This window comes from Actinospica sp. (assembly GCF_035552695.1).
Classification (GTDB): Bacteria; Actinomycetota; Actinomycetes; order Streptomycetales; family Catenulisporaceae; genus Actinospica.
In genome coordinates this window covers 1-22,093 of record NZ_DASZKT010000038.1, presented here as the reverse complement: position 1 = coordinate 22,093, position 22,093 = coordinate 1, and the positions used below count along the sequence as shown (strand labels likewise).

Genomic DNA, 22,093 nt, shown 5'->3' with positions numbered 1-22,093 from the left:
AGGCACACCGACCATGGCTCTGCCACCCCTCGACCTGCCGACCGACTTGCGCATCGTGACCCGGTGGTGAGGGACGATGGCTGACACGCTGCCCGGCGTGACCGGACTCGACCACTTCGGCTTCACCGTCCCCGACCTGGCCGAAGCGCGGCGCTTCCTCGAAGAGGTCATCGGCTGCGAGTACATGTACTCCCTGGGCCCGTACGTCCACGACGACGACTGGATGACCGAGCATCTCAACGTCGATCCGCGCTCTGTCATGCGTCAGCTGCACTTCTTCCGCCTCGCCGGGCAAGCCATCTTCGAAGTATTCGAATACGAAGCGCCCGACCAACGCAGCGTTCTGCCGCGCAACAGCGACCACGGCGGCCACCACGTCGCGATCTACGTCGAGGACCTGGATGCGGCCGTGTCCTTCCTCCGCGAGCACGGCGTGACCGTACTCGGCGCGCCGACCGCCAGCAGCGGCCCGAGCGCCGGACAACGCTGGGTCTACTTCCTCGCGCCCTGGGGCATGCAGTTCGAACTCGTGTCCTACCCAGACGGCAAGGCTTTCGACGCGGCGGAACGCGCCGCCGGAAAGGACCACCCCCATGCCTGACAGCCGCGAGCTGACACCCCGAGCGTCCTGGACCGAGATCACGGCCACCGCCGCCGACTGGGACGCGGCCGAGCCCGCACTGCTTACCGCGATGTACGGCCAACTCGTGCTCATCCGCGCGTTCGAGGAGTACGTGCTCGAACTCGCCGGCGAAGGGCTGGTGCACGGTCCCGCGCATTCGAGCATCGGGCAGGAGGGCGCGGCGGTCGGCTCGGTGCTCGCCCTCAAACACGGCGACACCGTCAACGGTTCACACCGGGGCCACCATCAGTTCCTTGCGAAGGTGCTGCAACACATCGAGCCTAAGGGCATTGACCCGACGACGGACTACTCGCCTGAGGTACGCGAGGCGCTGTCGCGCACCCTCGCCGAGATCTGCGGCCTGGACCGCGGCTGGAGCCACGGACGCGGCGGCTCGATGCACCTGCAGCACAAGCCTGCCGGTGCCATCGGCACCAACGCCATTGTCGGCGGCGGTGTCCCGCTCGCCGCCGGATCGGCGTGGGCGCACCGGCACGCGGGGACCGACAACGTGGCCGTGACCTACTTCGGCGACGGCGCGGCCAACATCGGCTCAACCCTCGAATCGCTCAACCTCACCGCCGCGTGGGGCGTGCCGCTGTGCTTCTTTCTCGAGAACAACCATTTCGCCGTGTCCACCAACGTCGACGAGGCCACCGGCGAACCGCGCCTGTCGGCCCGCGGACCCGGCTTCGGCGTACGCAGCTTCCGCGTCGACGGCATGGACGTGCTGGCCACCCATCTGGCGATGAGTCAGGCCGTGGCCCACATGCGCGCCGGCGACGGCCCCACGCTCGTGGAGGCCGACCTGTACCGCTACTTTCACCAGAACGGGCCGTTCCCGGGCAGCGCCTTCCACTACCGCACGAAGGAAGAAGAGGCCACCTGGCGCGCTCGCGACCCGATCGAGCAGCTCGCCGGACATCTGGAACGACGCAGCATCCTCACCGCCGGCCAGCTCGCCGACGCCACCGCCCGCGCCGCGGACACGATGCGCGAACTCGGCAGCACGCTGCTCGAACCGGTGATCGGCGGCAAGCCCGGACAGCGGCGCATCAAGGCGGCCGAGTGGCCGGACCCCGAATACGTGAACGTGGGCGTGCGCGGCGACCTGAGCGAGTTCGCCGACGCGGCCTTCGCAGAGTACGACGAGGCGGCGGTCACCGGACTGGACGAGGTGAAGTTCATCGACGCCGTCGCCGGAGTGATGGCCCGCCGCATGGAGCGAGATCCGCGCATCGTCGTCATGGGCGAGGACGTCCACCGGCTCAACGGCGGGACCAACGGAGCCACCCGAGGGCTGAAGGAGACCCATCCCGATCGCGTGCTCGGCACCCCGATCAGCGAGAACGCCTTCGCCGGACTCGGCGGCGGCATGGCGCTGGACGGCCGTTTCCGGCCGGTGGTCGAGTTCATGTACGCCGACTTCATGTGGGTCGCCGCCGACCAGCTGTTCAACCAGATCGGCAAGGCCCGTCACATGTTCGGCGGCGACGACCCCGTCCCGCTCGTACTGCGCAGCAAGGTCGCCATGGGCACCGGCTACGGCTCCCAGCACTCGATGGACCCGGCAGGCGTCTTCGCGACCGCCCCGGGCTGGCGCATCGTCGCCCCCTCGACCCCCTTCGACTACGTCGGCCTGATGAACAGCGCACTGCGCTGCCAAGACCCCGTCGTCGTGCTCGAACACGTCGACCTGTACACGAGTCGCGGGGTCGGACCGACGCAGCCGCAGGACATGGACTACTGCCTGCCCGTCGGACGCGCCGCCGTGCGACGCAGTGGAGCCGCGCTCAGCGTCATCAGCTATCTGGCCATGACCAACTACGTCCTCGAAGCCGTGGCCGAGACCGGCGTCGACGCTGAAGTCATCGACCTGCGCTGGCTCGATCGCGCGTCCCTGGACTGGGAGACGGTCGGCGCGAGCATCCGTAAGACGAACAGGGTGCTGATTGCTGAGCAAGGCGCCCTCGGCACGTCCTACGGCGGTTGGCTCGCCGACGAGATCCAACACCGCTACTTCGACTACCTCGACGCGCCCATCGAACGCGTCACCGGCGGCGAGGCCTCGCCGAGCATCAGCAGGGTCCTCGAGCGCGCGGCGATCGCCCGCACCGAAGAAGTCGCCGCGAAGCTCACCGACATCGAAGCGGGCCGTCATGCCTGAGTTGCTGCGCATGCCCGAGGTCGCCACCGGCACCGAAGAAGCCCACCTCTCCGCATGGGCCGTCGCCGAGAACCAGACCTACGCCGCCACCGACGTCATCGTGCACGTGGAGACCGCCAAAGCGGCCGTCGACGTCGAGGCCGAGACCGACGGTGTGATCCTGAAAGCCCTCGTTCCCCCCGGCACCGACGTTCAGGTCGGCGACCCGATCGCCCTGATCGGCCGCCCCGGCGAGAGCATCGAGGACATCGACGCCGAACTCGCCCGACTCGGCGTGGGCGTGGGCGTCGGTGCGGGCGCAGCGGACAACGGCACCGGATCCGAATTCGGCTCCGGCTCTACCAACGGCAACGGACGCGTCTTCGCCAGCCCGATCGCCAGGCGCCTCGCCAAAGACGCGAAGCTGGACATCGCGCAGCTCACCGGAACCGGCCCGGCCGGACGCATCGTCCGCAGCGACGTGACCCGGGCCATCGCTCTGCACATCCCACCGCAGTCGTCGATCGCGCAACCCGAACCTGCGTCGGTGCCGACGCCGACGGCGGCAGCACAGTCGCGCGACGGCCGGAGCGAGATACCGCACACCAAGTTCCGCCGACTGATCGCGACCAGGCTCACCGAGAGCAAGGCCACCATCCCGCACTTCTACCTGCGCGCAAGCGTCCGCGCGGACCGGCTCCTCAAGCTGCGCGCCGAGCTCAACGCGGCACTGCCCGTCCGCGTGTCCGTCAATGACCTGATCCTCAAGGCCGTCGCCGTGGCACACACCCAGGTCCCCGAAGTCAACGTCATCTGGACCGAGACCGGCCTGCGACAGTACGGCTCGGTCAACCTCGGCGTCGCGATCGCGTCACCGAAGGGCCTGGTAACCCCCGTCATCGCGCAGGTGGAGCGACTCAGCATCGGCACACTCGCGGAGACCACCCGCGACCTGGCCAGGCGCGCGTCGGAGGGACAGCTTAAACAAGCCGAACTGGAAGGCGGCACCTCCACAGTCAGCAACCTCGGCATGTACGGCACCGAGGAGTTCACGGCCATCATCAATCCGCCGCAGTCCTCGATCCTCGCGGTCGGCGCGGCCCGCCCGGAAGCCGACGTGACCAGGCGCGGAGCCGTCAAGGTACGAACGAAGATCCGGGTCGTGCTCTCCGTCGACCACCGGGCCATCGACGGCGCCCTGGCCGCGCAGTGGATGTCAGTGTTCCGCGACGCGGTGGAAGCACCGCTTCGGCTGCTCGGCTAGGTATGGGGATAGATGATCAGGGGTTGAGGCGGAGGCGGGAATCGAACCCGCGTGCATGGCTTTGCAGGCCACGTCCTAAGCCACTCGGACACTCCGCCAACAGGGAGAAAGGAAGGAAACCGCTCTCGGCCTCGCGGAGTTCAGCGACGCACGAGCTCGACCGAACCCTGACACAGAGCGCTGGCCTGACGTCGCAGATCGACGTGCAGGCGCACGATGAGGCGCTCGCCGGGGGTGGTCATACTGATCACTCTGGCATGTCGAGCGCTATCGGTCAACCGCGGGTTCTCGAAGCGAAGGGGCTTGTCGTCGAAGGCTGAGTGGAAGACGAAGTGTCAGTCGTGGGGCCGCGGTCAGTCCGCTGGGCTGCGGTTCGCGATGGAAGGCGGCGGCTGCGTAGTAGCGGTTCGCGGCGGTGTTGCAGACTTCGATCTCGATATCGTTGCGTCCTGGACGCAGCAGGCCGCTGGGGATGTCGAAGGTGAACGGCGACGTGTAGCGCTCGCCTACGGCGGTGCCGTTGATGGTCACTGCCGCGGTGCAGTGCACGCTGGGCAGCTCAAGGCGTGCCGGATGGTCGGCGTCTTCATTCAGCATGACCGTGGTGCGATAGACGGACGTTCCCGCGAAGTCCGCCAGCCCCTGCTGTTCCCAGCCGGTGGATACGTCCACGGGCTGAGGGCCGGCGCCGGTATCCAGGGACCAGCTGTCGCTGAGCACGACGTGCCGGGATGCGGTCGGCTCGGCGCTCGGCGGCAGGATGAGTGTGTCGAGTCGGCTGGCTTGCTCAGCGTTGGCCGGGAGCAGTTCAGCGGCGAAGAGCTCATCGCGCGCGAGAGAGATTCGCAGTCGTGTGGCGGGTTCGGTGGGGTCCTCCTTGCGGCCGCTCGCCATATCCCATCTCCTGACATGGGACGGCGTGGGCAGTGCGAGTTCGACGGTGACCTCGTCGGTTGCCTCCTCGATTGAGTCGTTGAACAGGGCCACCCGCCAAGTGCCGTCGTCAGTGCGGCCGATCCAGATGCAGCAGTCGTCATCCGGGTGCAGTGGCCTGGCCGCCGGCGTGTCCTTATCGCAGAGGTCTGCGGCCCACTCGGCGATCCGGCTCCGTTCTGGCACGGACGAGTCGAAGTCGAAGTCGAAGTCGGCGTCGACGCCCGGCGCCGGGATGGCCGCGCTCTCGCCCGTCGCGTAGACGAGGCCGCCGGAGCGAGCGAAGGCGGCGATCTCAGCGGCGGCGGTCAGAGTGCTGAAACGGCGCGCGGCCGGCAGCACCAGGGCGCGGTATCTGCCCGCGAGGGTCGCCAGTGCCTCCTCCGGCACCACGTCGTAGCCGATCCCGGCGCGGAAGAGCCGTTCGCACCACCGGCCGGTGTGCCGTCCGGCCTCGGAGTCCAGTCCGTCGGCCAGGAGCGTGGCCAGCGGGTAGAGCACGGCTACCGGGTGGTGGGCGGCGGGCTGCGCGTCGTCGAGGAAGGCCGAGAGCCGTCCCGTCTCGTGCGCGAAGGATCGGTGGTACCGGTCGAACCAGGGCTCGTAGTTGATGCCCGGGGGAAAGTCGTAGCGGGGGTTCGCGAGCGCCTGAGCCGGACTGTCGGCTCCATCGGTCTGGTAGAAGCCGTGGAACACCAGTTGCCGCATCCCGAGAAGGTGGTTGCGGATGGTGCTGCGGCGAAGCTCGGCAGGTGTCAGGCCCCAGTGGCCGGAGAACGGCTCTTGCCCTGGCGGGGCGCCGTAGTACTGCTCGAGGATGGTGCCGGAGCGGCCGTTCCAGCGGGCTACGGAGTCGCCGAGCTTCGCGCCGAGTTGCGCTCCGCCGCTCTCGGCATCGACTGCGGTGCGATCTCGGTAGGCGTCGACTGCGAAGTAGTCCAGTCCGAAGTTCACGCGCAGGTCCCAGTCGGCGAAGGCGCCGCCCAACGCCCACGTACCCACGTGCCCGAGTACCTCGTGGCCGGTGAGCTCCAGACCGTGATCGGCGGTCCAGTTGCGGAGTTGGCCGAGGACGTTGCTGCGCGTCCATTCTCCGTGGTGTGTGAAGAACGCGGCTCGAAGCCGTTCGGCCGCCTCGGTATCACCGGCGATCAACGAGCGCATCATCGCGGGGAGCTCGTCGCCCGCGACGCGGCGAAGCCGGTCCCACCATTCGGTGGAGATCGGGATGCTGGACCGCAGCTGACCGGTCATCTGCTGCCAGGTGTAGAAGTTCGCGTGCGGCTGGTCGAAGAAGACGTAGCGGATCGTTTCGCCGAAATGCTCGGCCAGATGAGAGGCGTAAGGCTCGTATCCGACCGCGAGGAACTCTTGTACGGCCCCGGGATCCAGGTAGTTGATCACGCGGGAGGTGCTGCAGGTGGCGGCGACGAACGCGGTGAGAGCGGTTCCGGTCGGCAGGTCCATGGTGTCTACGCGCACGACGACGCCGTCATCCGTAGACGCGATGATCCGGGCGCGCCCCGAGATGTCCATTGCGCGCTCGCCGTCGTTCGCGACCGCGATCACGAGCTCCCACGCCGACCAGCGCACCTTGCCGTCTTCGTAGTGCCAGCTCATCCCCGGGTCGCCGAGGTGCTCGGTCGGTGATTCGATTCCATCGATCCACAACTCGAGCCAACGGTTCCCCGCCGGCGCCGCTCCGACGGCCCAGAACAGGTGGCGCTCGCGGAACCGGTCGCCGCCGGCCGCCACCCGGCCGCCCGCGCTGCCGGACTGCCAGTTGTACTCGTCGTAGATGCCCACGATCAGGCCGTGCCGCTTCGCCGTCTCGACCGCGAGGCGATAGGCGGCGAAGTAGGGCTCTGAGAGGTACTCCCGCATCGGAAAGGACCTGCGGGCTTGGATCTGAAAGGACCCGTAGCCGGCTTGCGCGATGCGCCCGGCCTGCTCCTCGATCTGCGCCCGGTCCGGGATCGAGTGCCAGAACCAGTAGCAGCAGGGGGCGTGCCACGGACCGGGGACGTCCACGGTGGATGTCACAGCGCGGGCTCCGTCAGCGACTGCTCGGCCCAGATGATCTTGCCGGTCGGTGTGTAGCGGGTGCCCCAGCGCTGGGTGAATTGGGAGATCAGGAACAGGCCGCGGCCGCCCTCGTCGGTGGTCTTCGGGTGGCGCAGGTGCGGAGCGGTGGCGCCGCCGTCGAAGACCTCGCAGATCAGTGCCCGCTCCACGATCAGGCGCAGCCGGACCGGGCCGATCGCGTGCCGGATCGCGTTGGTGACCAGCTCGCTGACCACGAGCTCGGTGGTGAAGGCGAGGTCGTCGAGCCCCCAGGCGGCGAGCTGAACGGTGGCCCTCTTGCGGGCCTCGGAGACGACGGCCGGGTCGGTCGGCAGGTCCCACGTGGCGAACTGTTCGGTGCTCAGTCGCCGGGTGCGGGCCAGCAGCAGGGCCGCGTCGTCGGACGGGCGTTCCGGAACCAGCTTGTCGACCACCGTGCGGCACCACTGGTCGAGGGACGGGCCGCTCGGCTGCGGGAGACCGGCCGGCTCCAGGCTTCGGCGCAATCGGTCCCTGGCCGCCTCAGGATCGCCGGCTCGGCCGTCCCCCGTGCTCGCGAACTCGAGGAGCCCATCGGTGTGCAGCGCGAACGTGGTGCCCTCCGGAACCGTGAACTCGACGGACTCGAAGGGCGGTCCGCCCACGCCGAGCACCGGTCCGACGGGCAGTTCGGCGAAGCTGACCTCGCCGTCGGGAGCGATGAGCGCGGGCACCGGGTGTCCCGCGCTGGCCATGGCGCACTGACCGGTCGCCGGATCGTAGACCACGTACACGCAGTTGGTGCCCACGGTCTGCTGGGCGCCGCTCCACAGCGCACCGGGTTCCCCTTCCTCGTCCCGCGTGGCCTGGGCGACCAGGTCGTCCAGGTGGGCGAGCACCTCCTCGGGCGGCAGGTCCAGGTCGGCGAGGGTACGCACGGCGGCGCGCAGCCGCCCCATGGCCGCGGCGGCGTCGATGCCGTGGCCCGGCACCTCGCCCACGACCAGCGCGACCCGCGCGCTGGACAGCGGGATGACGTCGTACCAGTCGCCGCCGAGGCCGGTCAGTTCGTCGGCCGGCCGATAGCAGGCGGCCACCTCCACGGCCTCCTGTTCGGGCAGGTGGTGCGGGAGCAGATTGCGCTGCAGGACGAGGGCCGCGCCGCGCTCCCGCGTGTAGCGGCGCGCGTTGTCGAGGCAGACCGCCGCGCGGGCCACCAGATCCTCCGCGAGGCTGAGGTCGTCCTCGTCGAACGGGTCCTGCCGGGTCCGGCGGAAGAACGTGGTGACGCCCAAGGTGATGCCGCGAGCCTGGATCGGCACGATCATCACGCTGTGCAGCCCGAGTTCCCGGAAGGTGGCCTGCCGCCCGCCGGGAGGATCGGCGACCCACTCCGTGGCCAGCGGATCGAGCCGTTCCCGCCGCCAGGACCGGCCGCCGACCAGGCAGCGGATCAGCGGCGAACCGGCGAGGTACGAGGCCACGGCGCCGATCTCGACGGCGGTTTCCGGGACGTCCTCGTTCACCGACTGGTGCCCGGCGCGGCGGACCTGCACCAGCTCCTGGTCACTGACGCCGCGTGCGGGCTCCATGCCGCTCGGCACGGATTCGAGCAGGTCCACGGTGACGAAGTCGGCGAGGCCGGGGACCGCCACGTCGGCCAGCTCCTGCGCGGCCCGCATCACGTCGAGCGTGCGGCCCATGCGCTGGCCGGCCTTGTCGAGCAGCGCCAGCCGCTGCCGGGCGCGATGGCGTTCGGTGATGTCCGCGACCGTGTAGAAGACGCCGATCGGGCGCCCCTGGTCGTCCTCGAGCCGGGTGAACGTCAACTCGAACGCCGTCTCGCGGTGCGGTGCCGACCGTACGCGGCCCACCTGCTCGAACCCGATGACGGGCACACCGGTCTCCAGCACGCGGCGCATCTCCACTTCGTGCTGCGCCGCGTCTAGGCCCGGCTGGACGTCCGCGAGCCTCTTGCCGAGCCGTTCGAGCGGCGGACCGCCGCCGAAGCGGGCCAGGGCCGCGTTCGACCACACGTACCGCAGATCCGTGTCCACGATCGCCATGCCCACGGGGGAGTGCGACACCATGCGCCCGAGCACGCCCCGGCTCATGTCCCATCCCCGGGCACGGCCCCGCTCCTCCAGGAGCACCAGCCACGTCGGGCCGCGTCCGTCCTCGACGGAGACGATCCGAACCGCCACCTCGACCGGATGCCCGTCGCGGTGGCGGGCCGTCAGCATCCCGCTCCAGCCGCCGTCGGTGCGACACCGGTCCGCCAACTCCGGGACCCGGGCCGCGTCCTGCGGGAGGAGCAACTCCGCCGCGGCCCGGCCGAGTGCCTCGGCAGCCGGATATCCCAAAAGGCGCTCCGCGTCCGCGGTCCAGGAGATCACGGCCGCGTGCGCATCGAGCAGCAGCGGCGCGGCGTCAGCAGCGCGCAATCGCCGCTCGGCCGCGTCTTGCCGCTCGTGAGCCCGCACGGCAGCCCTCTCCGTTTCTGAAAGCGGCCCACCCCACGCTCCCATTGTCCTCCACTCACGGCGCGGAGCCGAGGTGGATCGGGCCCGTCCGGTCGGCCAGCCGGATTCCGCTGCCGCCCCGGTTCAGGGCCAGGATCTCGGCGGCGACGGAAACGGCGGTCTCCTCCGGGGTCCGGGCGCCCAGGTCCAGGCCGATCGGGCTGGACAGCGGCTTCAGTTCCGTCTCGGTCAGCCCGGCCTCCATCAGCCGGGCCCGGCGCTCCTCGTGCGTACGCCGTGATCCCATCGCACCGACGTAGCCGACTTCGGGCAGGCGCAGGGCCACCTCCAGCAGCGGGATGTCGAACTTGTGGTCATGGGTCAGCACGCAGATGGCAGTGCGGCCGTCGACCCGTCCGGCCGCCACCTCGGCGCTCAGGTAGCGGTGCGGCCACTCCACGACGACCTCGTGTGCGCCGGGAAGCCGCGGTGCGGTGGCGAACACCGGGCGTGCGTCGCAGACGGTGACGCGGTAGCCGAGGAAGGCGCCCATTCTGGCCATCGCCGCCGCGAAGTCGATGGCGCCGAACACGATCATCCGGGGTTTTGGGGCGAAAGACTCGACGAAAACATCCAGGCCTTCGCCACGGCACCGTCCGTCCGGTGCGAAATGCAGCACGCCGTTGCGCCCGACGTCCAGCAGCCCGCCGACGTCCTGGACTAGGGCGGCGTCCAAGCGGTGCGACCCGGTGCCGCCCGCCACCCGGTCCGGCCACACAGCCAGCCGGCGGCCCAGCTGCTCCGGCGGCCCGGCGATCACCGTTGCCACCGCGACCGGCTGTCCGGACCGGACCGATGCTGCCACCTCTCCCAGCTGCGGGAACGCCGCAGGGTCCACCTTCTCCACGAACACGTCGATGGTGCCGCCGCAGGTCAGTCCGACGGCGAAGGCGTCGTCGGAGACCCCGTACCGCTCAAGCGTCGGACGGGCTCCGGCGAGCACCGCGGTGCCGCGGTCGTACACGGCGGCCTCGACGCAGCCGCCCGAGACGCTGCCGACCGCCTCGCCGCCGGGCCCGACCAGCATCGACGCGCCCGGCCGGCGGGGAGCGGAGTGATCGGTGGCCACGACGGTGGCCAGCGCGCACGCCTTGCCCTCAGCCCACCAGGGCAGCAGTTGGTCCAGCACGTCGCGCATGGATGCCTCCTCCCGTCACGCGGCCGCGGCCGACCCGAGCAGGCTTCCGGCATGCGGCACGACCGGGGGCAGGCCGAGTTCCGCGAGGATGCGGAACGCGGTGGATGTGGCCGCCGACAGCACGGGCAGCCCCGATTCGTCCTCCACCTGCTGGATCGACGCTAGAGACGGCATCTGCACGCACGCCGACAGCACCAGGGCGTCGGCGCGGCGCAGGTCGAGGCGCCGCCAGTGCTCGCGCAGATCGGCGGGGTCCAGGCGGGCGACCGCCAGGTTGTCGGGCACTTCGAGGCTGAGCGCGTCGACCACCTCGATGCCGGTGTCCTCGATGTAGTCGACGACCCGGGCGGTCAGCTCCTTCATGTACGGCGTGATGATCGCGACCCGCTTGACCCCGAGGGCCTCGATCCCGCCGAGCAGCGCGCCGGCGCTGGAGACGACGGGAACCTCGGCGCCTTCGGCACGCAGCGCCGAGCTGATCTCGGCCTCCGCGACGCAGTGGTGTCCCGGTCCCTGCGCCATGATGGCGACGAGACAGGCGGTGGCCACGACGTCCGGGCGGGCGTCGGCCAGCTCGAGCGCGGCCCGCTCGGTCTGCGCGTTCATCCCGCGCAGTTCCTCGGGGGTGACGTGCTTCATCCGCATTCTGCTGCTGTGGAACACGAAACGGTCCCCGGGCAGGACCGCCTCGCGGGCGTTGAACATCCGCGGCAGCTCCGTCTCCATCGTCAGGTTGGAGCTCGGCACGATCAGCCCGATGTGATGATCCGTCATGTGTTCCTCCGGGGGTTATGAGCCCGAGGCGAGTCCGGCCCAGTGGTCGGCCAGGGACGTGAGCAGGTGCAGCGCGGTCTCTCGGCCGGCGCGGCCGAACGGCTCCAGCAGGAGTTCGTCCAGCGCCCGCGTGCGGTGCTCGGCCTCGGTGAGGATCTTTTCGCCCTCCTCGGTGAGGAAGAGCAGTTTGCGGCGGCCGTCGTCGGCCGCGGTGCGACGGGTGATCAGCCGCCGCCGCTCGAGGCGCCGGGCGACGTCCGCCATCGTCGAGGTGTCCAGGGCCACCGCCGATGCCAGGGAGCTCTGGTCGCGGCCGGGATACGCCTGCACGGTCTGCAGCACGGCGAACTGCGGCCCGGTGAGCACCGGGTCCACCTCGCGCAGCCATACGGCGAGATAGGCCTGGTACAGGCGGCGCACCTGGTAGCCGGGGGCCGCGGTCAGGGCGGCGGGGGCCTGGGGGGCGGAAGCAGAGGTCTCATCGGGCATGGTCACACTTAAGCACGCTGCCGCGAGTGCGGACGGGACGGGGAAAGGATCTCTTCCAGGGCCCCGCGCAGGGCCGCGAGGGCCGCGGACGGGGCGTCCCAGAAGATCATGTGCCCGGCGCTCGGGATCCGGTGCGGCGAGGCCGCGGGGTTGCTCGCCGCGGCCTCCGCGGCTCCGGCGGCGGTGACCACCGGGCTGTCGGCGCCGTACAGCAGGGCGACGGGCGTCGGCACCGAGGGCCACCAGTCGAAGAAGTCCTCGTGCTCGAAGCCGTGATGCGTGGCGACGATCGCCTGCCGCGCACAGCTGGACAGCCAGCGTGCCCGCAACGCCTGTTCGCGTCGCGGCCAGGCGGGCCAGGACTTGGCCACCTCATCGGCGTCCGTGCCGCGCTGAGCCTCCGACAGTTGCCGCAGGAAGGCGTCCAGGCTCGTCGGGTACGGCGCCCGGCCCGGCCCGCTCATCGGCGGATCGCCCAGCACGGTCCCGCGCAGCGGCACCTTGGCCCGCGCCGCGACGACGGCCGCGATCCGCGCGCCCATGGAGTGGCCGAGCAGCACCGGCCGATCGAGCCCCAACCCGGTGATCAGAGCCTCGACGTCGGATGCGTACTCCGCGAGCCCGTAGGCTCCGCCCTCGTCGGACAGCCCTCGGCCGCGTACGTCCACCACCACCGGCCTGACCAGGTCGGTCAGTTCGCGGGCGACGAAATCCATGGTGATCGCGGGACTGGTGATGCCGGGCAGCACGACCAGCGGAGGAAGTTCGCCCCCGTAGTCGAGCGCGTGCAGCCGCACGTCCTCGGAGCGGACCCATCGGCTGACGGCCGGCGCGTCGGCCAGGTCGGCGAGCGCGTCCCGCGAAATCGAACGCTGAGACAGCGAGCTGACATAGCCGACGGCGTCGGCGAGGCTGATGACGTCGCCGTACTTGGCCTGGATGTCGAAGAGAGCTGAGTCGGCAGGTCCGACGGCCCGGTCGCCCACGCACTCGCGCGGCACGAGCGCTGAGAAGCCGGACTGGACGGCGTCGACGACCGTGGCCCGCACGCAGCCGCTCGTGGTGGCGCCGCACACCAGGACGGTGTCGCAGCCGAGTCCGGTCAGCACGGCGGCGAGATGGGTGCCGAAGAACGCGGACGCGCCCTTCTTCACGACCAGCACGTCGCGTTCGTGCTGCCAGGGCAGCCGGGGATCGAGGTCCACCGCTTCGCTGCCCTCGCGCAGTGCGCGCAGCCCTGGTGCCTTGTGCAGCCAGGCGACCGAGTCGCCGGTCGCTTCGGCTTCGGTATAGGCGATGGCCGTGAAGATCACTGGCACCGGCACATCGGCGCACCGACCCGCCTCGATCAGGCGCGTCGTCGCGGCGACGACGTCGGTCAGGTCGGCGCCCGAGGGATATGAGTCTTCTGTGAAACCGCGCGTCAGGTCCACCACGACGATCGCGGGCCGGCTGCCGCGGCGAACCGGTGCGCCGAATCCGGCCTGCTCGTAGGTGAGATCGGTGGCGACGCCGTGCAATCCGCTCATCGACGCCTGCCCAGCAGCCAGCCCGGGACGAACCCGAACGCGAAGGCGGCGATCACCGGGCCGTACTTCTTCAGCAGCGGACCGGCGATCAGCGAAAGACCGTTCAACTCGGCGGGCGCGGCGGCCGCCGCGACTGCCGCGGGTGCCGTGGGAGCCGCGGTCGCGGTCGCCGGGGGAGTAGCGGCGCCGTCCCCGGAGAGCAGCAGATTCCCGAGGTTCTGGGCGAACTGCTGCAGGATCCGGTCGGAGACGGTGGCGATGGCGCCCTTGCCGAACTGCGCGATCTTGCCGCGGATCACCAGATCAGTGGTGAGATTCAGCTGCGCGCCGTCCGGGGCCGGGACGACCTCCAGGAAGACCTCGGCCTCCGCGTCGCCGCTGCCGTGCGTGTCGGCGCCGCTGGCGTGAACGCGCAGGACGCGCTTGTCGGCGTCGACCTCCAGGAAGCGGACGGCGCCCGCGTAGGCGGCCGTGATCGGCCCCACCTTGACCTTGACGGTGCCGCGCCAGGCGTCGCCGTCCCGGCCTTCGAGGGCCGCGCCCGGCATGCAGGACGCGACCCGTTGGACGTCGCTGATCAGGGCGAACACCGCGTCGGGCGCCGCCTTGACGGGGACGGTGTTGGTCAGTTGCATGGTGTCTCCTCCGCGCCCGGAGCCTGCTCGGCCCGATCCGCGCACCGGGCGGTCGCGCAGGCTTCGATCGCGTCGACGATGGTCTGGTAGCCGGTGCACCGGCAGAGGTTCGCGGCGACGACCTCGCGGATCTCCTCGCGGGTCGGCTCCGGCCGCTGCGCGAGAAAGCCCTCGGCGAGCATCAGGAAGCCGGGAGTGCAGAAGCCGCACTGCAGTCCGTGGTGCTCGGTGAACGCCCGCTGCAGATCTCCGAGTGCGCCGGTCTCGGGGTCGGCGAGGGACTCGACGGTGGTGATCCGCGCCCCCTCCGCCTGCGCGGCGAACATCAGGCAGGCCCGGGCCGGCAGCCCGTCGACGAGCACGGTGCAGGCTCCGCAGATTCCGTGCTCGCAACCGACGTGCGTGCCGGTCAGCCGCAGATCGTGGCGGAGTACGTCCACCAGAGTGTGGCGCGCCGGCACGATCACTTCGTGCGACGTGCCGTTGACATCGAGGGTGATGAGCTGGATGTCGTCCAGTTCGCTGGTCTCGTTCATGGTGTCCGCTCCGGTGTGGATGGGGTCAGCGCACGGTGGACGGTCTCCGGTGTGATCGGGGTGTTGTCCAACTCGACGCCGGTGGCGCGCAACGCGTCGTTGACGGCGTTGAGTACCGCGGCGGGAGCCCCGATCGTGCCGCCCTCACCGGCGCCCTTGGCCCCGGTCTCGGTGAACGTGCAGGGAGTCTCCAGATGATGGATGCTGATATCAGGGATCTCATGAGCCGTGGGGACCTTGTAGTCCATGAAGCTCGTGGCCGACGGCTCGCCCTGCGCGTCATAGGTGACCTGCTCGAACAGCGCGCCCGCGATGCCCTGCGCGATGCCCCCGCGGCACTGGCCCTCCACGACTTGCGGGTTGATCGCCACGCCGCAGTCCTCGACGCAGACGTACGCGAGGATCTCCACCTGGCCGGTGCCCTCGTGCAGTTCGACGACGACCCCGTGCGTGGCGTTGGAGAACGTGCCGTCGTTGGAGACGTCGAACACGGCGCTCGCGGACAGACCTGGGTCGATGTCCTTGGGCAGCAGGTGCGACTGGAGGTAGGCGATATCGGCGAGGTGCTCGTGGGTGAGTACGGCGTCGACGTCGCGACGGCGCACCCGGCCCCGGTCCAGTTCGATCTCGTCGGGCGAGATGCCCCACTCGGCGGCGGCGATCGCGCGAAGCTTGTCGCCGAGCTTGGTCGCGGCCAGGCGTACGGCGCTGCCGCCGATCGCGATGGAGCGGCTGGCGAAGGTGCCCCAGCCGTACGTGATGCGGTCCGTGTCGCCCTGGTGGAGTTTGACCTTGGCGATGTCCACGCCGAGCGCGTCGGCGACGATCTGCGCCATGGTCGTCTCGTGGCTCTGGCCGTGGCTCATGGTGCCGGTGGTGACGGTGACCGCGCCGCTCGTGTCCATGCGGACCTCGGCGAGGTCGAAGCCGGGGACGATCTTCATCTTCCGCTGGGCGAAGGCGCCCGAGCCGTAGCCGGTGCGTTCGCTGAAGCAGCTGAAGCCGATCCCGATGTGCCGCCCCTCGGCGAGGGCGGCGGTCTGCCGCTCGTACCAGCCGGCATCCCGCAGGCTCCGCTCGCACAGGTTGAGCGATTCCAGGTACGAGCCGGGATCGTATGTCATCTTATTGATTCCAGTGTACGGGAACTCGGTGATGACGTTGCGCCGCCGGATCTCGACCGGATCCAGATCCAGCTCGCGTGCCGCACGTTCCATGAGCCGTTCGACGACCATCACCTGCTGCGGGCGGCTCACACCCCGGTACGGCGCGGTCGGTGCCTTGTTGGTGGCGATCGCCCGGCCGCGCACCCGATATGCCGGAACCTTGTAGACACCGGGCATCTCGGCGGAGGCCATCAGCGGCTCGATGCCCGCCGTGAACGGATAGCAGGAGTAGGCGCCCATATCGCAGACCACGTCCGCGTCGAGGCCGAGGATCCGGCCGTCGGCGTTGAAAGCGGCGCGGGCGGTGTAGTGCTGTTCGCGCGCGAGGAAGGATGCTGACAAGGCGTCCTTGCGGTCCTCGATCCACTTGACCGGCCTGCGAAGTCGCAGCGCGGCCGCGGCCACCGCGATCTCCTCGCGTCCGACCACGCACTTGAGTCCGAAGCCGCCGCCCATGTCAGGGACGATGACCCGCACCGCGCGCTCGTCGAGCCGCATGCAGCGCGCGGCCACGGTCCGTACCTGGTGCGGGATCTGGGTGCAGGTGTGCAGGACGAGCTGTTCCTCGCGGTCGTCCCATTGCGCGACGGCGCCGCGTGTCTCCAGCGGGAGCGCGTTCTGGCGGCCGGTCCTCGCCTCCACGCGGACCACGCACGAGGCCTGATCGAAGATCTCGTCGATGCCCTCGGTGGCGAACAGGGAGACGTCGACCAGTGTGTTGTGCGCGGCCTCCTCGTGCACGAGCGCGGCGCCGGTGGCAAGCGCTTGCTGCTCGTTGGTGATGGGAGGGAGCGTCTCGTACGTCACCTTGGCCGCCTCCAGGCCGTCCTCGGCGGCGTACGGGTCTCGGGCGACGACGACGGCGATGGCCTCGCCGACGAAGCGGACGCGTTCGCGGGCGAGCACCGGCATGGCGGTGGGCACGAACTCGCTGAGCGGGCGACCGAGTTGCGCCACGATATCGCCCAACTCCAGGTCGGCGGCGGTGAACGCCGCGAGCACGCCGGGGACGCGGCGTACTTCGGAGAGGTCGATGGCGGTGATCCGGCCGTGCGCGACCGTGCTGCGGACGAACTGCGCGTGCAGCATGCCGGGTAGCTCGATGTCGTCGACGAAACGGCCGCGCCCGGTCAGCAGCCGGGGATCCTCGCGGCGGCGTACCGATTTGCCGACCATCCGGTCGTCCTGGACGGGCTTCATCGGGTCGGCGTTCACTGGGACCGCGTTCATCGGGCCACCGCCTCCTTGCAGGCGCGTTCGACCAGGGTGCGGACGAGGTGCTTTCGATACGCGGTGCTGCCGTTCGCGTCGCTCGGCGGGTCCACCGCGGCGGCCGCGGCCTCGGCGCAGTCGCGGAAGGAACCGCCGTCGGCCAGTACCGCCTCCGCCTCCGGGACCCGCACCGGCATCGCGGCCACCCCGCCGAGCGCCACCCGTCCGCCGCGGACCGCCGATCCCTCGGCGTGCAGGTCCAGGTCCACGGCCACGTCCAGGTCCACGGCCGCGGACACGATCGCGAAATCCCCGCGCCGCTCGGCGAACTCGGTGAGCGCCGCGTGCGGCGCCGGGCGCGGAAAGACGACCTCGACGAGGATCTCGTCCGGCTCCAGGGCGGTGGTGTAGTAGCCGAAGAAGAATCCGTCTGCCGGGATGCGGCGGCGGCCGCGCGGGCTCTGGGCCACGAACTCGGCGTCCAGCAGCACGGCGAGCAGGCACCACTCGGCCGTCGTGTCGCCGTGCGCGATGCTGCCGCCGACCGTGCCGCGGGTACGGATCGGCAGGTGGCCGATCCACGCCATGGCGTCGCGGATCACGTCGAAGCCCGTCCCCAACTTTCGCGACGGGGCGGTCTCCACCGTGTGGTGCGTGGTGAGCGCCCCGATGCGCAATCCGCCATCGGCGTCGATGCCGAGGTGGTCGAGTTCGCGCAGCCTGGCGATGTCCACCAGGTGCCCGGGGCGGGCCAGCCGGAAGTTCATCATCGCGACCAGGCTCTGGCCGCCGGCGATGACCTTGGCGTCGTCGCCCAGCTCGGCCAGCAGCGCCGTGGCGTCGTCGACGTCGCGCGCCCGGTGGTAGCAGAAGGCTGCGGGCTTCATCTCTCTCCTTTCCTGGCCGCGGTCAGCGGGCGAAGCTGTAGGAGTAGGCGCCCAGATCCGGGTCGTCGAGCGGCGTTCCGCTCCACAACCAGTCGTAGGAGACGTCTGACTCGCCGTTGAAGCCGCGCCTGAGCAGGTCGTCGCGAGCCTCCTGCTCGGGGCCGTCCGGCATGTGGTAGAAGGTCTTGTTCTGCAAGGAGGCGTCCTGCACCATGCCGGCGTGCTTGGCCCTCCGGTCCACGTAGCGGCGCAGCGCGGCCTCGACCTCGCCGGCCCCGACGCGGCCCAGTTCCTCGGCCAGGACCGCGGCATCCTCCATCGCCTGCGAGGCGCCCTGGGCCTGGTAGGGCAGCATGGCGTGGCAGGCATCACCGAGCAGCGCGACGCGGCCGTCCACCCAGACCGGGTCGCGCCGGCGGTGGTAGAGCGCGAAGGCCAGCACGTCCTCCTTCGCCTTGGACAGCATCGCCGCCACCCGGTCGTCCCAGCCCTGATATGCCTTGACCAGGTCGTCCGCGGTGGCGGGCACGGTCCAATCCGCGGCGGCCTCGTCCGTGCACGGGACGCAGCCGACGACGTTGAGGTACTCGCCGCCGCGGATCATGTAGTGCACCAGATGCCGGTCGGGGCCGTACCAGATGGTGCTCTGGAAACGGTCCATCAGGAAGCGGGTCGCGGGGTCCGCGGCGATGAGGTCGCCGGGGATCAGCGCCCGGAAGGCCATCTCTCCGGAGAACTGCAGGGTGTCGGGCAGGCCCATCAGGTCGCGGACTCGGGAGCGGATGCCGTCCGCGCCAATCACCACGTCGGCCTCGAAGCGTTGTCCGTCCTCGGTCACGGCGGCGGGCCGGAGCGGGTCGCCGAGGTCGAGCCGCACGACGCGGCTCGCGGTGCGCAGTTCGACGACCGGTCCGGGACCGGCTGGGTCGGTGCAGGCGTCGGTGAGGACGTTGTGCAGGTCGGCCCGGTGGTAGTGCCAGTAGGGGGCGTTGTAGTGCTGCGTGCAGAAGTCGCCGAGCCGGGTCAGGCCGACGATGCTGCCGTCCTTCCACCGGCGCCGCACCTGGTCCTGCGGCTCGGTGTGGATGGCCTCGAGCCGTTTGCGCAGTCCGAGACCGAGCAGGATCCGGCTCGCGTTGGGCGCCGTCTGAATGCCCGCGCCGATCTCGCCGAATCGCGGTGCCTGCTCCAGCACGGTGACCCGCAGGCCCCGCTGCCGCAGCGAGAGCGCGGCGGTCATGCCGCCGAGTCCGCCTCCGACGACGACCACTTCGAACGATTGGGTGGATGGCATGTGTTCTCCAGTGCGGGTGCGGCAGCGGTATCAGAAGTCGACGAGCCGTCCGGCGGCGACCACGTCCCGGCCGTCCACGGAGACCGTGCAGCCGCGCATGGCGATGTCGAGGTGCGCGTACGACTCGCGGCCGAGCACCGGGTGCGGACCGGTGGACCACAGGAAGTTCCCGGCGAAGGCGCGCGCGTCCATGCCCATCAGCTCGTCTTTGCCGTACAACGCGGTGGCGAACCAGTCGGCGGTCCGCATCAGGCCCCAGCCCATGTGCGACAGGCTGCGCGCCCATTCATCGTTCGCGTCGTCGAAGAACATGCTCAACAGTTGGGCCTCGCCGCCCCCGGAGACCTTCTCGATGGTCCCGCCCGCGATCTCCAGGGTGACCGGCCGGCGCACGTACTCCTTGAACGGCAGCAGGATGTCGCCCTCGGCCAGCACGATCCGGCCGTCGGACAGCCGCGGCCAGCACAGCACCATCGTGCTCGGCCAGTGGTCCCAGCGGCCCGGGTCGTCGGCGAAGCCCACCTGGAACTCCGGCTTGGAGCCAGGCAGTTCGACGGTCAGGTCGGTGCCGGCCGCGGAGGTCACGCGCATCACGGACGCGTTCTTCAGCAGCGCGACACCCTTCTGGACCTCCGCCTTGTCCTGCTCCTTGGGCAGGTTGCGGATCAGGACGTCCGGGGCGTCGCAGACGAACAGGATGCGGGTTCCGGTCCGCAGGATCTCCTGTTGCAGCGGTGCGTGGATGAATCCCTCGCGCGTGAGATCCACGACCAGGTCGGCGGACTTGAGCAGCCCCTGGGCGGCGGTGTCGTTCAGTACCGCGGTCAGGCCCGGCCCGGCGCCGGTGTGCGTGCTGTCCGAGGGCGACGGATTGCCGCCGGGCACGGTCGCCGCGATCACGTGCGCACCGCAGGCCTTGGCCGCGCCGAAGGCGGCCGCCACGTAGTCGCCGCGGCTGCTCGGCTCGGACAGGACCACCACGTGCTCGTCGGGCTCGAGCTTGCACAGCTTCAGCTCACGGGTGAACGCGTCGAGCAGATCGACGGAGGTGAGGTCGAGCATGTCTCGCTCCAAGAGGTGGGGGCGGCGACGCGGAGCGCGCGCCCATCGCTAATTAATCCGAGCACCAACTATCTACATCCGTCAAGGGGGTACGGGGGATTTCTTCTGCACTCAGCCGCTGACGAGGACCGACACCGCAAGTCTCTGATCTGCACGCTTCGAATCATGCACGTAACCTCGAAAGCGCGAGGTCTTGCGCAATGGGGTTGCGCGTGCTTAATTATCCGCACTCGGACTAGTTGAGAGGCACCAGCTTGACGATGCTAGGGAGCCTCTTGACATATCTGAGCGGAAGTGCGTAATTTCCCCTATACACGTCTAGACAGGTAGGCCATCATGGTGGATGCCCCGGTTGAAAGACTTGACAGTCGGCCGTTCGCGGTGGAGTCGCACGGACTCGACGTGATCGCCGAGAGCGAGCGGAAGGGTTCTCCCCGCACGCTGTTCTGGCCCTGGTTCGGCGCGAACGTGGGGCTCCTGGGCCTGAGTTACGGCTCCTTCGCCCTCGGATTCGGGATCTCCTTCTGGCAGGCGCTGATCGCCGGCGTGGTGGGGATCGTCTTCTCGTTCCTGCTGTGCGGCTTCATCGGGGTCGGCGGCAAGCGCGGTTCGGCGCCGACGATGGTGCTCAGCCGCGCGGCGTACGGCGTGCGCGGCAACCGGATGCCGGCCGTGATCTCCTGGGTGCTTGACGTCGGCTGGGAGACGGTGCTGATCGCCCTGGCCACGATGGCCACCGCGACGGTGTTCGGCCGGCTCGGCTGGGGCGGCGGGACCAGCACGGAGATCATCGCGCTGATCGTGGTCGGGGCGCTGACCGTCGCCGGCGGGGTGCTGGGCTTCGACATGATCATGCGCCTGCAGACAATCATCACGGTCGTCACCGGCGTGCTGACGATCGTTTACATGGTCCTCGTGGTGGGGCACATCCACTGGCACACGGTCAGCGCGATCCCCTCGGGCACCGTCCAGGAGCTGATCGGGGCCCTGGTCTTCATGATGACCGGGTTCGGCCTCGGCTGGGTCAACGCGGCCGCCGACTACTCCCGCTACCTCCCGCGCAAGGCCTCGAACCGATCGATCGTGGGTTGGACGACGTTCGGCGGGTCGCTGGCGCCGCTGGTCCTGCTGCTGTTCGGGCTGCTGCTCGCCGGCTCGTCCACCTCGCTGAACAAGTCCATCGCCGCCGATCCGATCGGCGCGCTGACCACGATCCTGCCGACCTGGTTCCTGGTCCCGTTCGCGATCGTGGCGATTCTCGGCATGGTCGGCGGAGCGGTGCTGGACATCTACTCCTCGGGGCTGTCCCTCCTGGCGGCGGGCGTGCGGATTCCGCGCTACGCGGCGGCCGGGATCGACGGCGTGCTGATGACCGCGGGCGCGATCTACATCGTGTTCTTCAGCACCAGCTTCATCGGACAGTTCGAGGGCTTTTTGACGACCCTCGGCGTGCCGATCTCCGCCTGGTGCGGCGTCATCCTCGCCGACCTCGCCCTGCGCCGCCGCGGATACGACGAACACGATCTGTTCAGCACCCGAGGCCGCTACGGCGATATCCGGATCCTGCCACTCGCAACAACCGTCATCGGCACCGTGCTCGGCTGGGGCCTGGTGACCAACTCCTCCGCCGGCTGGCTCAACTGGCACGGCTACCTGCTCTCCGCGTTCGGGCTCGGCGGCAAGACCGGCTCCTGGGCGTACGCCAACCTCGGCGTGCTTGCCGCACTCGCACTCGGTTTTGTGGTCACACTCGCTTTGTCCCGCAACCGGATCCGCGAGCAGGAGCAGTCGCTATCTCACTAGTGCGTGCTTGGCGATGCGCAGTGCCGTGCCGCCGTGCA

At 70.0% G+C, this 22,093-nt stretch carries 16 protein-coding genes and 1 tRNA gene; 4 read left to right on the top strand and 13 right to left on the bottom strand.

The window, feature by feature from the left end:
• The first annotated feature begins 76 nt into the window (after positions 1–76).
• Genes VG296_RS06100 through VG296_RS06090 form a run of 3 tightly spaced genes read left to right on the top strand, consistent with a single transcriptional unit; the run spans position 77 to position 4,032 of the window.
• Positions 77–601, top strand: a complete 525-nt coding sequence (locus VG296_RS06100) for a VOC family protein (protein WP_325563963.1) — start codon at positions 77–79, stop codon at positions 599–601.
• A complete protein-coding gene (locus VG296_RS06095) occupies positions 594–2,789 on the top strand; it encodes an alpha-ketoacid dehydrogenase subunit alpha/beta (RefSeq protein WP_325563961.1) in 2,196 nt (731 codons plus the stop codon). The genes VG296_RS06100 and VG296_RS06095 overlap by 8 nt, the downstream gene beginning before the upstream one ends.
• Positions 2,782–4,032, top strand: a complete 1,251-nt coding sequence (locus VG296_RS06090; RefSeq protein ID WP_325563959.1) for a dihydrolipoamide acetyltransferase family protein — start codon at positions 2,782–2,784, stop codon at positions 4,030–4,032. The genes VG296_RS06095 and VG296_RS06090 overlap by 8 nt, the downstream gene beginning before the upstream one ends.
• A gap of 26 nt (positions 4,033–4,058) precedes the next feature.
• Here VG296_RS06090 and VG296_RS06085 read toward each other — a convergent pair.
• The 13 genes from VG296_RS06085 to VG296_RS06025 form a co-directional block, all read right to left on the bottom strand.
• Positions 4,059–4,130 (bottom strand) — tRNA-Cys (locus tag VG296_RS06085).
• A 169-nt stretch (positions 4,131–4,299) separates the two neighbouring features.
• The gene (locus VG296_RS06080; RefSeq protein ID WP_325563957.1) at positions 4,300–7,008 is read right to left on the bottom strand and encodes a hypothetical protein; all 2,709 of its coding nucleotides are present in this window, start codon (positions 7,006–7,008) and stop codon (positions 4,300–4,302) included.
• Entirely contained in the window at positions 7,005–9,491 is a 2,487-nt protein-coding gene (locus VG296_RS06075) for a SpoIIE family protein phosphatase (RefSeq protein WP_325563955.1), read from the bottom strand. The genes VG296_RS06080 and VG296_RS06075 overlap by 4 nt, the downstream gene beginning before the upstream one ends.
• 55 nt (positions 9,492–9,546) lie before the next feature.
• Complete coding sequence (locus tag VG296_RS06070) at positions 9,547–10,668, bottom strand: XdhC/CoxI family protein (RefSeq protein WP_325563953.1); 1,122 nt, start codon at positions 10,666–10,668, stop codon at positions 9,547–9,549.
• 15 nt (positions 10,669–10,683) lie between these two features.
• Positions 10,684–11,442, bottom strand: a complete 759-nt coding sequence (locus tag VG296_RS06065; RefSeq protein WP_325563951.1) for an Asp/Glu racemase — start codon at positions 11,440–11,442, stop codon at positions 10,684–10,686.
• Between the two features lie 15 nt (positions 11,443–11,457).
• A complete protein-coding gene (locus tag VG296_RS06060) occupies positions 11,458–11,931 on the bottom strand; it encodes a MarR family winged helix-turn-helix transcriptional regulator (RefSeq protein WP_325563949.1) in 474 nt (157 codons plus the stop codon).
• Between the two features lie 8 nt (positions 11,932–11,939).
• A complete protein-coding gene (locus VG296_RS06055) occupies positions 11,940–13,460 on the bottom strand; it encodes an isochorismatase family protein (protein WP_325563947.1) in 1,521 nt (506 codons plus the stop codon).
• Complete coding sequence (locus tag VG296_RS06050) at positions 13,457–14,095, bottom strand: SRPBCC family protein (RefSeq protein ID WP_325563945.1); 639 nt, start codon at positions 14,093–14,095, stop codon at positions 13,457–13,459. Before VG296_RS06050 ends, VG296_RS06055 begins: the two co-directional genes overlap by 4 nt.
• Positions 14,086–14,631: a (2Fe-2S)-binding protein gene (locus VG296_RS06045; RefSeq protein WP_325563943.1), complete on the bottom strand. Its 546-nt coding sequence runs from the start codon at positions 14,629–14,631 to the stop codon at positions 14,086–14,088. The genes VG296_RS06050 and VG296_RS06045 overlap by 10 nt, the downstream gene beginning before the upstream one ends.
• Entirely contained in the window at positions 14,628–17,027 is a 2,400-nt protein-coding gene (locus VG296_RS06040) for a xanthine dehydrogenase family protein molybdopterin-binding subunit (RefSeq protein WP_325563941.1), read from the bottom strand. Before VG296_RS06040 ends, VG296_RS06045 begins: the two co-directional genes overlap by 4 nt.
• Positions 17,024–17,896 (bottom strand): FAD binding domain-containing protein, encoded by an 873-nt coding sequence (locus VG296_RS06035; RefSeq protein ID WP_325563939.1) that lies wholly within the window; start codon positions 17,894–17,896, stop codon positions 17,024–17,026. The genes VG296_RS06040 and VG296_RS06035 overlap by 4 nt, the downstream gene beginning before the upstream one ends.
• 22 nt (positions 17,897–17,918) lie before the next feature.
• Positions 17,919–19,190, bottom strand: a complete 1,272-nt coding sequence (locus VG296_RS06030; RefSeq protein ID WP_325563937.1) for an FAD-dependent oxidoreductase — start codon at positions 19,188–19,190, stop codon at positions 17,919–17,921.
• Between the two features lie 30 nt (positions 19,191–19,220).
• Complete coding sequence (locus tag VG296_RS06025; RefSeq protein ID WP_325563935.1) at positions 19,221–20,252, bottom strand: 2,5-dihydroxypyridine 5,6-dioxygenase; 1,032 nt, start codon at positions 20,250–20,252, stop codon at positions 19,221–19,223.
• Between the two features lie 336 nt (positions 20,253–20,588).
• Between VG296_RS06025 and VG296_RS06020 the strand changes: the two genes are divergently transcribed.
• Entirely contained in the window at positions 20,589–22,055 is a 1,467-nt protein-coding gene (locus tag VG296_RS06020) for a purine-cytosine permease family protein (RefSeq protein ID WP_414641060.1), read from the top strand.
• Positions 22,056–22,093: the final 38 nt, after the last annotated feature.